Annotated in this window: 8 protein-coding genes; 3 read left to right on the top strand and 5 right to left on the bottom strand. The window is 66.7% G+C overall.

Features of this window, described 5'->3' with window-relative positions:
* Window positions 1-276: 276 nt before the first annotated feature.
* From lpdA to aceE, 4 genes are all read right to left on the bottom strand, one after another.
* The gene (gene lpdA, locus LPA45_RS06200) at window positions 277-2,055 is read right to left on the bottom strand and encodes a dihydrolipoyl dehydrogenase (RefSeq protein ID WP_317921998.1); all 1,779 of its coding nucleotides are present in this window, start codon (window positions 2,053-2,055) and stop codon (window positions 277-279) included.
* A 33-nt stretch (window positions 2,056-2,088) separates the two neighbouring features.
* Window positions 2,089-2,718 carry an MFS transporter gene (locus LPA45_RS06195; protein ID WP_116317751.1) on the bottom strand — a complete coding sequence of 210 codons (630 nt, stop codon included), beginning with the start codon at window positions 2,716-2,718 and terminating at the stop codon, window positions 2,089-2,091.
* Window positions 2,719-2,777: 59 nt separating this feature from the next.
* Complete coding sequence (aceF, locus tag LPA45_RS06190) at window positions 2,778-4,445, bottom strand: dihydrolipoyllysine-residue acetyltransferase (protein WP_317921997.1); 1,668 nt, start codon at window positions 4,443-4,445, stop codon at window positions 2,778-2,780.
* Between the two features lie 166 nt (window positions 4,446-4,611).
* Window positions 4,612-7,299: a pyruvate dehydrogenase (acetyl-transferring), homodimeric type gene (gene aceE / locus LPA45_RS06185; protein WP_116317749.1), complete on the bottom strand. Its 2,688-nt coding sequence runs from the start codon at window positions 7,297-7,299 to the stop codon at window positions 4,612-4,614.
* Window positions 7,300-7,721: 422 nt separating this feature from the next.
* Between aceE and LPA45_RS06180 the strand changes: the two genes are divergently transcribed.
* The gene (locus LPA45_RS06180; protein ID WP_317921995.1) at window positions 7,722-10,307 is read left to right on the top strand and encodes a PAS domain S-box protein; all 2,586 of its coding nucleotides are present in this window, start codon (window positions 7,722-7,724) and stop codon (window positions 10,305-10,307) included.
* Window positions 10,308-10,456: 149 nt separating this feature from the next.
* Complete coding sequence (locus LPA45_RS06175; protein ID WP_116317747.1) at window positions 10,457-11,089, top strand: response regulator transcription factor; 633 nt, start codon at window positions 10,457-10,459, stop codon at window positions 11,087-11,089.
* Between the two features lie 102 nt (window positions 11,090-11,191).
* Here the strand turns inward: LPA45_RS06175 and LPA45_RS06170 are convergent, their stop codons facing one another.
* Window positions 11,192-11,872, bottom strand: a complete 681-nt coding sequence (locus LPA45_RS06170) for an energy-coupling factor ABC transporter permease (RefSeq protein WP_116317746.1) — start codon at window positions 11,870-11,872, stop codon at window positions 11,192-11,194.
* A gap of 184 nt (window positions 11,873-12,056) precedes the next feature.
* On the opposite strand from LPA45_RS06170, the gene folD reads away from it, so the two are divergent.
* On the top strand, window positions 12,057-12,908 hold the full coding sequence (gene folD, locus LPA45_RS06165) for a bifunctional methylenetetrahydrofolate dehydrogenase/methenyltetrahydrofolate cyclohydrolase FolD (protein WP_116317745.1): 852 nt from the start codon (window positions 12,057-12,059) through the stop codon (window positions 12,906-12,908).
* Window positions 12,909-12,969 lie beyond the last annotated feature (61 nt).

The following is a 12,969-nucleotide window of genomic DNA, read 5'->3' as shown; positions in this document are numbered from 1 at the left end:
CCTGCCTCGCCTCAAGCGCCTGGCCAGCCTGCTGTCCCGGTTGCCTCCGGCTTCCGGCCCTCCGCCTGCGACAGTACCCACAACATGGTCCCCACCGCCTCGGCCTGGGACCGCGTACAGGTTTGTCAAAGATCGCGCATAGTTGCGTACCGTCCAAGCCGAGCCGCGCCCTGCTGGCTATCTCTGCGGACGCAAGTAGCTCCTGGCGGTTAATTGCGTTATCGGGCAAAAAAGAACCCGCCATTGCAGCGGGTTCTTCTACTACGGCAGCAATTCTCAGCGCTTGCGCGGTGGCGGCACGTCGGTACACGTACCTTCGTAAATCTCCGCTGCCATGCCGATCGATTCGCCCAGCGTCGGGTGCGGGTGGATGGTCTTGCCGATATCCACCGCATCCGCGCCCATCTCGATCGCCAGGCACACTTCGCTGATCAGGTCGCCTGCGTGCATACCGACGATGCCGCCGCCGATCACGCGATGCGTTTCTTCGTCGAAGATCAGCTTGGTAAAGCCCTCGTCGCGGCCATTGGCGATGGCGCGGCCCGAAGCGGCCCACGGGAACACACCCTTGCTGTACTTGATGCCCTGCGCCTTGCATTCGTCCTCGGTCAGGCCGGCCCAGGCCACTTCCGGATCCGTAAAGGCCACCGACGGGATCTGCTTGGCATCGAAGAAAGCCTTCTCGCCATGCGCGGCTTCCGCGGCCACGTGGGCTTCATGCACCGCCTTGTGCGCCAGCATCGGCTGGCCGACGACATCGCCGATCGCGAAGATATGCGGCACGTTGGTGCGCATCTGCTTGTCGACGTTGATAAAGCCCCGGTCGGTCACGGCCACGCCGGCCTTCTCGGCGCCGATGCGCTTGCCGTTGGGCGCGCGGCCCACCGATACCAGCACCAGGTCGTAGCGCTGCGCCTCGGCCGGCGCCTGCTCGCCCTCGAACTTGACGTAAATGCCGTCCGGCTTGGCTTCCACCCCGACGGTCTTGGTATTCAGCATGACCTTGCCGAAGCGGTCCTTGTTCTTCTTTTCCCAGACCTTGACCAGGTCGCGGTCGGCACCGCCCATCAGGCCCGGCAGCATTTCGACGACATCGATCTCGGCGCCCAGCGTGCTGTACACCGTGGCCATTTCCAGGCCGATGATGCCGCCGCCGATGACCAGCATCTTGTTGGGGACTTCCGGCAGTTCGAGCGCGCCGGTCGAGTCGACGATGCGCGGGTCTTCCGGGATGAAGGGCAGCTTCACCGCCTGGCTGCCGGCGGCGATGACGGCCTTCTCGAAGCGGATCACGGTCTTCTTGCCGGTGCTGCGCTTGCCCTCGCCCTCGGTCAGCTCGACCTCCAGGTGATGCGGATCGAGGAAGTTGCCGATGCCGCGCACCACCTGCACCTTGCGCGCCTTGGCCATGCCGGCCAGGCCGCCGGTCAGCTTGCCGACCACCTGATTCTTGTAGTGGCGCAGGCCGTCGAGGTCGATCTTGGCTTCGCCGAACAGGATGCCGTGGGCGGCCAGCGCCTTGGCCTCGTCGATCACGGCGGCGTTGTGCAGCAGTGCCTTGGAGGGGATGCAGCCCACGTTCAGGCAGACGCCGCCCAGCGTGCTGTAGCGTTCGACCAGCACGGTGTTCATGCCCAGGTCGGCGGCGCGGAATGCGGCCGAGTAGCCGCCGGGGCCAGCGCCCAGCACCAGCATGTCGCACTGGATGTCGGCACTGCCGCTATGCGTGGCGGCGGCAGGCGCCGGGGCAGCGGCAGCCGGCGCGGGTGCAGCGGCCGGAGCCGGAGCTTGCGCGGGCGCCGGGGCAGCGGCGGCGGCCTGGGCTTCGACGGTGCAGATCACCGCGCCCTGGCCGACCTTGTCGCCCACCTTGACCTTGACCTCCACCACCTTGCCGGTGGCCGACGACGGCACGTCCATGCTCGCCTTGTCGGACTCCAGCACGATCAGGGACTGTTCCGTCTCGACCGTATCGCCGGCCTTGACCAGTACCTCGATCACTTCCACCGCGTCGAAATCGCCGATATCCGGCACCTTGACTTCGATCACACTCATGTTTGCTCCTCAATGCGCGCCCGCCTTTCGGCTTCAGGGCGCGCCGTCGTTGTTGGTTGCCGCATCCGCTGCCGGCGCTGCGCCATTGCCTGCTTCGTGCAGCCGCACCGCATGGACTTCGATCGGTCCCGATGAACTCTTGTCGAACTCCACGCCCGCATCGACGCCGATGCGCGCGATCTCGCCCGCATCCAGGTCCGGCCGGTCATACACCGCATGCATCGCGCCGAGCGCGTAGTTGCGGCCCGAGCCGATGCCCCAGAAACGGTCGAACGAAAACACCTCGCGATACGAGTAGACGCCGAAGATGCCTGCCGGATTGGCGATCAGGCACACGATCTGCGACGACTCGTAGGGATCGTCCTCGTCTTCCTTGGTGTTGACGAAGTAGTCCGTCTTCAGCTTCTCATGCACCTTCAGGAAGGTGCGGAACACGTCATCGCGCGAGCCCAGCCGGCACTCCTCGCCCATGCCCGCCAGCAGCGTGCGCATGACCGGGAAGTGCGCGGTCGTCCCGGCCAGCGCAATAAATCCGTCGCCGACCGGAAAGACTTTCTGGTTGCGCTCATACGCGCGCGACAGCCGCGTATCGCCGAAGGTGACCAGCGCGTCCGCCGCGATCGCCACCTCGGCGCCCTTCTTGACGACAACACAGGTAGTCATGGCTCGCTCCTATCGTCCGGCTTGCGCGCGCACCGGCAGAACCGGTGCGCGCCGCCGCGTTAGAGCAGGATACGGCGGAAATCCGCCAGCAATTGCGCGAAGTACGTGTTGAAGCGCGCGGCCTCGGCACCGTCGATGACGCGATGGTCCCACGACAGCGACAGCGGCAGCGTCAGGCGCGGCGCAAACTGCTTGCCGTCCCACACCGGCTTCTGGAACGACTTGCACACGCCCATGATGGCAACTTCCGGCGCGTTGATGATTGGCGTGAAATACGTGCCGCCCAGGCCGCCCAGCGAGGAGATCGAGAAGCAGCCGCCCTGCATCTGGTCGGGCTTGAGCTTGCCGTCGCGCGCCAGTTTGGCCAGTTCGCCCATTTCCTGGCTGATCTCCAGCACGCCCTTCTTGTCGGCGTCCTTGATCACGGGCACGACCAGACCGTTCGGGGTGTCGGCGGCGAAACCGATGTTGAAGTATTTCTTCAGCACCAGGTTGTCGCCGTCGAGCGAAGCGTTGAAGTTCGGGAACTTCTTCAGCGCCGCGACCGTGGCCTTGATCATGAAAGCCAGCATGGTCACCTTGATGCCGGACTTCTCGTTTTCCTTGTTCAGCTGCACGCGGAAGGCTTCCAGCTCGGTGATGTCCGCTTCGTCATGGTTGGTGACGTGCGGGATCATGACCCAGTTGCGGTGCAGGTTGGCACCGGAAATCTTCTTGATGCGCGACAGGGCCTTGCTTTCGACCTCGCCGAAGCGGGTGAAATCGACCTTCGGCCACGGCAGCAGGCCAAGCTCGCCACCACCGCCGCCAGCCGCGGCAGCCTGGGCCGGCGCAGCGGCCTGGCCGGTCATCACGCCCTTGACGTAGTTCTGCACGTCCTGCTGGGTGATGCGGCCCTTGGGGCCGGTGCCGGCCACGCGCGACACGTCGACGCCCAGCTCGCGCGCGAACTTGCGCACCGACGGGCTGGCGTGTGCGGCCTTGCCGCTGACGCCAGCGACGGCCGGCGCGGCGGCAGGCGCTGCTGCCGGAGCCGGGGCAGCCGCGGCTGCGGGTGCCGGGGCGGGCGCGCTGGCAGCGGCCGGTGCCGGAGCCGCCGCAGCGGCCGGAGCCGGTGCTGCTGCCGCGCCGGCGCCTTCCAGGATCAGCAGCAGCGTGCCTTCGGACACGTTGTCGCCGACCTTGACCTTGACTTCCTTGACCACGCCGCCCTGCGGCGAGGGCACGTCCATGGTGGCCTTGTCCGATTCCAGCGTCACCACCGCGTCTTCGGCGCTGATGGTGTCGCCCGGCTTGACGTGGACTTCGATGACCGGCACGGCATCGTAGTCGCCGATATCGGGCACCTTGACTTCGATGGTGCCGCCGCTGGCGGCAGCGGCCGGAGCCGGCGCTGCGGCCGGAGCGGGAGCCGGTGCGGGGGACGCGGCGGCTGGCGCCGGTGCCGGCGCTGCGGCAGCGGGGGCCGGTGCCGCGGAAGCCTCGTTGGCCGCTTCCAGCATCACCAGGACCGAGCCTTCGGATACGTTGTCGCCCACCTTGATGCGGACGTCCTTGACCACGCCGGCCTGCGGCGAGGGCACGTCCATGGTGGCCTTGTCCGATTCCAGCGTCACCAGCGCGTCTTCCGCGTTGATGGTGTCGCCGGGCTTCACATGCACTTCGATGACGGGAACGGCGTCATAGTCGCCGATATCCGGCACCTTGATTTCAATCGCTTGACTCATTCAGTGTCTCCTGGGCAGGCCAGCGCGCATGACATCCGCAAGCGGCGAGATTACCTTCGCCGCCCGCTTCTGTCACGCCGCCGTGCCGCAAGGCGCCTTCGGCGTCAGGCCGGGGCGCCCGCGGCACGGCGTAGCCGTACTGCGGGTGTGGGTGCTGGCTGCCGGATCAGACCGACATCGGGTTGGGCTTGCTCGGGTCGAGGTTGTACTTCTTGATGGCCTCGGCCACCTTGTCGCGGCTGATGGCGCCCTCGTCGGCCAGCGCCTTGAGCGCGGCCAGCGTGACCCAGTGGCGATCCACTTCAAAGAAGTGGCGCAGCTTCTCGCGGGTATCCGAGCGGCCGAAGCCGTCGGTGCCCAGCACCACGTAGCGGCGCGGCACGAACGGGCGGATCTGCTCGGCGAAGGCGCGCACGTAGTCGGTCGAGGCGATCACCGGACCGCGGGCCGACTTCAGCTTCTGCGTGACGAACGACTCGCGCTGCGTCTCGGACGGATGCAGCAGGTTGTAGCGCTCGGCGGCCTGGCCTTCGCGGGCCAGTTCGGTGAAGCTCGGGCAGCCCCACAGGTCGGACTCGACGCCCCAGTCCTTCTTCAGCAGTTCGGCGGCGGCAATCACCTCGCGGAAGATCGTGCCCGAGCCCAGCAGCTGCACGCGCGGCGCGTTGCTGTTCTCGACGCCCTTGCGGAACTGGTACATGCCCTTGACGATGTCCTGCTCTACGCCAGCCGGCATTTCCGGATGCTCGTAGTTCTCGTTCATCACCGTCAGGTAGTAGTAGACGTCTTCCTGCTCGGCGTACATGCGGCGCAGGCCGTCCTGCATGACCACCGCCAGTTCGTACTGGAAGGTCGGGTCGTACGAGATGCAGTTCGGGATCGCGGCGTGGAACACGTGCGAGTGGCCGTCTTCGTGCTGCAGGCCTTCGCCGTTCAGCGTGGTGCGGCCGGCGGTGCCGCCCAGCAGGAAGCCACGCGAGCGCATGTCGGCAGCGGCCCAGCACAGGTCGCCGATACGCTGGATGCCGAACATCGAGTAGTAGATGTAGAACGGGATCATCTGCACGCCGTGCGTCGAGTACGACGTGGCGGCGGCGATCCAGTCGCACATGGCGCCGGCTTCGTTGATGCCTTCCTGCAGCACCTGGCCAGTCTGCGATTCCTTGTAGAACATCAGCTGGTCATGGTCTTCCGGCACGTATTTCTGGCCTTCCTGGTTCCAGATGCCGACCTGGCGGAACAGGCCTTCCATGCCGAAGGTGCGCGACTCGTCCGGCACGATGGGCACCACGTGCTTGCCGATCTGCTTGTCTTTCAGCAGCGTGTTCAGGATACGGACGAAGGCCATGGTGGTGGACACTTCGCGGCCTTCGCCGGTGGCCTTCAGCAGCGCGTCGAACGCCGACAGTTGCGGCACCGGCAGCGCCTCGGCCTTCTGGCGGCGGGCCGGCAGGTAGCCGCCCAGGTTCAGGCGCGCCTGGCGCATGTACTCCAGTTCCTTCGAGCCTTCCGGGAAGGTGATGTACGGCACCTCTTCCAGCTGGTCGTCGGCAACGGGCAGGTTGAACTGGTCGCGGAACTTGCGGATTGCGTCCACCGGCATCTTCTTCTGCTGGTGGGCCACGTTCATGGCCTGGCCGGCGTCGCCCATGCCATAGCCCTTGATGGTCTTGGCCAGGATCAGCGTGGGCTGGCCCTTGTGCTCGCTGGCGGCCTTGTAGGCGGCGTAGATCTTGTGCGGGTCGTGGCCGCCGCGGTTCAGGCGCCAGATGTCCTCGTCGGACCAGTCGGCGACCATCGCCTTCAGCTCAGGCGTGTTGAAGAAGTGTTCGCGGACGTAGGCGCCGCCCTTGGCCTTCATGGTCTGGTATTCGCCGTCCACGCAATCCATCATGCGCTTCATCAGCAGGCCCTTGGTGTCGCGGGCCAGCAGCGAATCCCACTTGCTGCCCCACACCACCTTGATCACGTTCCAGCCGGCGCCGCGGAACTCGGATTCCAGTTCCTGGATGATCTTGCCGTTGCCGCGCACCGGGCCGTCCAGGCGCTGCAGGTTGCAGTTGATGACAAAAACCAGGTTGTCGAGCTTCTCGCGGCCGGCCATGCCGATCGCGCCCAGCGATTCCGGCTCGTCGGTCTCGCCGTCGCCCAGGAAGGCCCACACCTTGCGGTCGCCGGCCTTGGCCAGGCCGCGGCTGTCCAGGTACTTCATGAAGCGGGCCTGGTAGATGGCCATGATCGGCCCCAGGCCCATCGACACGGTCGGGAACTGCCAGAAATCCGGCATCAGCCACGGGTGCGGGTACGACGAGATGCCCTTGCCGTCGACTTCCTGGCGGAAGTTGTCGAGCTGGTCCTGGCTCAGGCGGCCCAGCAGGAAGGCGCGCGAGTACACGCCCGGTGCCGAGTGGCCCTGCACGAAGACCAGGTCGCCGCCGCTCTGTTCCGAGGGGGCACGCCAGAAATGGTTGTAGCCGACGTCATACAGCGTGGCCGCCGAGGCAAACGAGGAGATATGGCCGCCGACGTTGGTGTGCTTGTTGGCGCGCAGCACCATCGCCATGGCGTTCCAGCGGGTGTACGAGCGGATGCGGTGCTCGATGTCCTGGTCGCCGGGGATACGGGCCTGCTGCTCCACCGGAATGGTGTTGATGTACTGCGTCTCGGCGTGGAACGGCTGGGTCACGCCGTTCACGCGTGCGTACTCGATCTGCTTGTCGATCAGGAACGCGGCGCGCGCAGGGCCCTCGGCGGCGAGGACGCCCTGCAGGGCATCCAGCCATTCATGGGTTTCCTGGGGATCGGCGTCGTTGGCGCTGGATGCGCCGAGAATCTGCTCTGGTACGGCGGACATGACTGTCTCCTGGGTGAATTCGTGCTTCCGTGCCTGCGCTTCCGGCGCCGGCCTGGGGGCTTTACGGGTTGACTCGCACCGTTGCGGGTTCAGCGCTGCCGCGCCTTGCATCGGGGCCGCCGCCGGGGAACCTGTTCCGGTCCCTCCGCGCGGCAGGCGCATGGCTACCGCCCGCATTCTTGGGTCGAACCGATTCTATGGAAGCCCATTTGCCAACACAAGTGAAATTTTCAAATTGCGATATCGTTTTTTGCAATGTGAAATAATGACGCGGTGCACCAACAATCATGTCCCGGCCGGCCTGCCGCCAGCCACAAGGGCGGCGGCACGGGCAGCGGCAGCCGGGATTTCATTGGCGCTTTCCCCAAGCGACGCACCGCAATAATCTCGGTACACTGGCAGGTCAGCCGTCAATCCCTCCCATGCCGTTCCTCGATCGCTTCCTTTCCCGCCTGCGCGCAGCCATGCTCTCACCCGATGCCTCGGGTACAGCCAAGGCCGCCGGTGGCGATCCCGGCCACACCCCCTCCCCGGCGGCCGGGCTTGGTCCGATCGACACGCTCGGCCCCGACGACGGCGCGCCGGTAGCGGCGCCCCGCGGCCTGTGGTGGCTGCGCTGGCGCAACCTGGTCGCCACCAGCTGGTTCATGTTCATCCCGCTGGTCGCGATCGTGCTGTTCACGGTGGCGATGGGCGTGATCCTGTGGTCGCTGCACGAGACCGAGCGCCAGCAGCAGCGCGACGCGCTGTACCGCGACGCCGCCTGGGCGCAGCAGCGCGTACGCTTGTCCCTGCTCAGCAACCAGGACCAGCTGGCCTCACTGGCGCGCGACATCGCCGCGGCACAGCTGGAGCAAGGCGCCTACCGCACCGCGGCGCAGGAAATCCTGCGCGAGAACCCCGAGATCGTCTTCATCAACTGGCTCGACGCCACCAAGCGCGGCCGCTGGTCGCTGCCGTCGACGTCCGAGTTCGCGGTGCGCCTGCGCGAGAACCAGGACCAGCCGCTCGAACCCGAAGTGCTGGACACCTTCGATGCCGCGCGCGAGACCCAGCGCGTGGTCTACTCGCGCCCGCTGGTCAACGACCGCGGCGACAGCTTCATGCTGATGCAGGTGCCGATCGTGCGCGACAACGAGTTCCTCGGCACGCTCGGCGCGCTTTACTCGATCAACGGCATCCTCACGCACCTGCTGCCGCCTGAGCTGACCGAGCGCTACCGCTTCTCGCTGATCGACAAGAACAACCAGACCCGCGCCAGCACCTCGCTGCGGCCGGTCCCGGGCAACGCGCTGTCGTACGAGGTGCTGCTCGATCCGCCGGGCCACTCGCTGTCGCTGCGCGCCGACGCCTACCCGCCACCGTCGAACCTGCCCAACAACATGCTGCTGTGGCTGGTGGTGGGCTTGTCCTGCTTCCTGCTGTGGAGCCTGTGGAGCATGTGGCGCCACACCAGCCGCCGCTCCGAGGCGCAGCGCGCGCTGCTGGCCGAGACCTCGTTCCGCCGCGCGATGGAAAACTCGATGTTGATCGGCCTGCGCGCGCTCGACCTGAACGGCCGCATCACCTACGTCAACCCCGCCTTCTGCCGCATGACCGGCTGGCAGGAGAACGACCTGGTCGGGCGCCTGCCGCCCTTCCCCTACTGGCCGCCCAACGACCAGCAGGAGATGCAGAAGCAGATCGACCTGACGCTGCAGGGCAAGTCGCCCGCCGGCGGCTATGAGATGCGCACGATGCGCCGCGACGGCAGCAGCTTCTACGCACGCATGTACGTGTCGCCGCTGGTGGACAGCCGCGGCCGCCATACCGGCTGGATGAGCTCGATGACGGACATCACCGAGCCCAAGCGCGCGCGCGAGGAACTGGCCGCCGCGCATGACCGCTTCACCACGGTGCTGGAGAGCCTGGACGCGGCGGTGTCGGTGCTTGCCACCGACAAGGCCGAGCTGCTGTTCGCCAACCGCTACTACCGGCAGCTGTTCGGCTGGGAGGCCGAGGGCCACCTCAAGCTGGCCGGCGACGAGCTCGACAAGGAACAGGTCTCGAGCGACAACGCCGACTATGTCGATGCCTACGCCGGCCTGCCCGCTTCGGAACTGATGCCTTATGCGTCGGACGCGCGCGAGGTGTTCGTACCCGACATGCAGAAATGGTTCGAGGTGCGCCGCCGCTATATCCAGTGGGTCGACGGCCACCTGGCGCAGATGCAGATCGCCACCGACATCACGGTGCGCAAGGCCGCCGAGGAAATGGCACGCCAGCATGAAGAACGCCTGCAGTTCACCAGCCGCCTGACCACCATGGGCGAGATGGCGTCGTCGCTGGCGCATGAACTGAACCAGCCGCTGGCCGCAATCAATAACTACTGCATGGGCGCGGTGGCGCGACTGCATTCGGGCCGCAGCACGCCGGAGGACCTGATCCCGGTGCTGGAGAAGACGTCGGCGCAGGCCGTGCGCGCCGGCACCATCATCAGCCGCATCCGTGGCTTCGTGAAGCGCAGCCAGCCACAACGGCGCGAGGCGTCGCTGCACGACATCGTCGCCGATGCCGTGGGCCTGGCCGACCTGGAGGCGACCCGGCGCCGCGTCACCATCCTGACCCGGCTGCCGGCACCGCCGATGACCATCTATGTCGACCCGGTGCTGATCGAGCAGGTGCTGGTGAACCTGCTCAAGAACGCGGTCGAGGCCATGGCCGGCCTGCCGGCGCTGCACGCCGGCGGCGTGGTGCGCCTGCATGCGCGCGTGGAGCCGGGCGAGATCGGTGACAACATCCATATCGACGTCATCGACCAGGGCCCGGGCGTCGACGAGGCCACCAAGGAGCGCCTGTTCGAGCCCTTCTTCAGCACCAAGTCCGACGGCATGGGCATGGGGCTGAACATCTGCCGCTCGATCATCGAGTCGCACCAGGGCCGGCTGTGGGTGGAGAACAATATCGACGGCGTCGGCTGCACCTTCAAGATCATGCTGCCGCTGCATCCCGTGATGGCCGAGCAATAATCCCCGCATTCCACCGCTGTCCGATTCATTCCGGACACCCCCGCAAGGCCGGCGCCAGACCCCCTACGCAGGTGGGGGATCCGTCTCGCCACAGAGGCCCCGGGGCGGTTACACTTCGCAGCAATGAATTGTTGTCCCGAGGAGACTACATGACCGCAACGCCAAACCCCACGCCCCACCGCGGCGAGACCGTGTTCATCGTCGACGACGATGAAGCCATGCGCGACTCGCTGACCTGGCTGCTGGAGGGCAATGGCTACCAGGTTCGCAGCTTTACCAGCGCCGAGCAGTTCCTCGCCGCCTACGACGCCGGCCAGGTGTCCTGCCTGATCCTCGACGTGCGCATGCCCGGCATGAGCGGCCCGGAACTGCAGGAGCGGATGATCGCCGAGAACATCAATATTCCGATCGTCTTCATCACCGGCCACGGCGACGTGCCCATGGCGGTCACGACCATGAAGCGCGGCGCGATCGACTTCATCGAGAAGCCGTTCGACGAATCCGAACTGCGCGCGCTGGTCGAGCGCATGCTGCAGAAGGCCCGCACCGACCATTCCGCCGCGCGCGAGCAGCGCGCCGCCAAGGACCTGCTGGGCAAGCTGACCACGCGCGAGCAGCAGGTGCTGGAGCGTATCGTGGCCGGTCGCCTGAACAAGCAGATCGCCGACGACCTGGGCATTTCCATCAAGACGGTGGAGGCGCACCGCGCCAACATCATGGAAAAGCTCAACGTCAACACGGTCGCCGACCTGCTGCGCCTGGCGCTGTCGCGCAACAGCTGACCCGACGGGCCGGCAGCACCGTGCAGGCTGGCTCCGTCATGTGGCCGGCCGCTTGCCGGGCGCACCCAGGCGTCCAGTCCCTCCCTGGCGCCCGGTCCCTTCCTAGTTCTTCAGGTATTCCTCGTCCCGGAAGGTGACCACCCATTGTGGCCGGTAGACCACAAAGATGGCCACCAGCATACCGGTCAGGAAAGCCTCGCCAAACGCCAGGATCAGCGTTGCCGTCAGCGTTTCGGCCACGGTGAACGGCAGCCCCGGCGCCATCACGTGCCGCCACGCCGCCTGCACCCCGCCGGCGCCCAGCGCGGCCAGACCCGCGGTGAAATAGCCGTGTCCCAGGATGAAGACGAACGGATGGCGCGGCAGCCAGCGCCGCATCAGCGCCTGCAGGCCTGCCGAGAGCAGCGCCGGCACCAGCGCCAGCCAGGTATAGCGCACCCATAGCGAAGGCCAGTCGAACAGCTCCCAGCCGTGCCCGGCGAGGTACTCCAGCCCAAACAGCGACACCAGGTCCACCACGAACAGCGACAGCAGCGCCAGCGGCAGCCCGAACAGCGTCACCATCAGCGTGGCGCCCATCAACTGGATCACCAGGCCGCCGACCAGCGTGGCACGCACCGTCCACAGCAGCGCCACCAGTACCATTGCGCCCAGCCAGGCGTGCTGCAGCGCATTGCGCCGCAGCAGCTGCCACGGCCGCCGCGTCAGCGCCCACAGCAGCCCGGCGAGGGACACGACAATCAGCAGCGGATCGGACAGCAGGGACGGGAGCGCGGTGTGCATGCGGCCGATGCTACCAGCGCCGCACCCGGCCAACCCTTGCCGCCGGTCAAGCTGCGCGCGCCAGCCCGCACTGACCCTTTATAATTCGCCTTTGATCCGCATGCCTGCATGCCGGGCACACGCCACTCGCGGCCAAGAATCTGCCAAAACCCGCCTAAACCCGCCTAAACCGGTCTTTTCCCCCATGTCTGCCCAACTGATCGACGGCAACGCCCTTGCCAAACAAATCCGTTCCGAAGCCGCCCAGCGCGCCGCCAGCCTGACCGAACGCGGCCACCGCCCCGGACTGGCCGTGGTCCTGGTCGGTGAAGACCCGGCCAGCCAGGTCTACGTGCGCAACAAGGTCAAGGCCTGCCAGGACAACGGCTTCCACTCCTCGCTCGACCGCTACCCGGCCGACCTGTCCGAGGCGGAATTGCTGGCCCGCATCGACGCGCTCAACCAGGACCCGAGCATCCACGGCATCCTGGTCCAGCTGCCGCTGCCCAAGCACATCGACAGCCACAAGGTGCTGGAAGCGATTGCCCCGGAAAAGGATGTCGACGGCTTCCACGTCGCCAACGCCGGCGCGCTGATGACCGGCGCCCCGCTGTTCCGCCCGTGCACCCCGTACGGCTGCATGAAGATGCTGGAATCGATCCAGTACCCGCTGCGCGGCGCGCGTGCCGTGGTGGTGGGCGCCTCGAACATCGTCGGCAAGCCCATGGCGATGCTGCTGCTGCAGGCTGGCGCCACCGTCACCATCTGCAACAGCAAGACGCGCGATATCGGCGCCCATACCCGCGAGGCTGACGTGGTGGTGGCCGCGGTCGGCAGGCGCAACCTGATCACCGCCGACATGGTCAAGCCGGGCGCCGTCGTGATCGACGTCGGCATGAACCGCGACGACAACGGCAAGCTGTGCGGCGACGTGGACTTCGCCGGCGTGCGCGAGGTGGCCGGCTACATCACGCCGGTGCCGGGCGGCGTCGGCCCGATGACCATCACCATGCTGCTGGTCAACACGCTGGAAGCAGCGGAACGCGCCGCGGGCTGAAGCCCCTGCGCGTTCGGCGTACATTGGACTTGCATCCGACGTACAGTACGCCACACGGGGT

Source organism: Cupriavidus sp. Agwp_2 (assembly GCF_040784895.1).
In the GTDB taxonomy this organism is placed as follows: Bacteria; Pseudomonadota; Gammaproteobacteria; order Burkholderiales; family Burkholderiaceae; genus Cupriavidus.
Note: the sequence above shows the minus strand (reverse complement) of the source record. Positions and strands in the feature narration are given on the sequence as shown.

Excerpts from the sequence above, each read along its gene's own strand:
- aceF (WP_317921997.1), bottom strand. The coding sequence starts at position 4,445 with ATGAGTCAAGCGATTGAAATCAAGGTGCCGGATATCGGCGACTATGAC.
- LPA45_RS06195 (WP_116317751.1), bottom strand. The coding sequence starts at position 2,718 with ATGACTACCTGTGTTGTCGTCAAGAAGGGCGCCGAGGTGGCGATCGCG.
- LPA45_RS06175 (WP_116317747.1), top strand. The coding sequence starts at position 10,457 with ATGACCGCAACGCCAAACCCCACGCCCCACCGCGGCGAGACCGTGTTC.
- lpdA (WP_317921998.1), bottom strand. The coding sequence starts at position 2,055 with ATGAGTGTGATCGAAGTCAAGGTGCCGGATATCGGCGATTTCGACGCG.
- aceE (WP_116317749.1), bottom strand. The coding sequence starts at position 7,299 with ATGTCCGCCGTACCAGAGCAGATTCTCGGCGCATCCAGCGCCAACGAC.
- LPA45_RS06170 (WP_116317746.1), bottom strand. The coding sequence starts at position 11,872 with ATGCACACCGCGCTCCCGTCCCTGCTGTCCGATCCGCTGCTGATTGTC.
- folD (WP_116317745.1), top strand. The coding sequence starts at position 12,057 with ATGTCTGCCCAACTGATCGACGGCAACGCCCTTGCCAAACAAATCCGT.
- LPA45_RS06180 (WP_317921995.1), top strand. The coding sequence starts at position 7,722 with ATGCCGTTCCTCGATCGCTTCCTTTCCCGCCTGCGCGCAGCCATGCTC.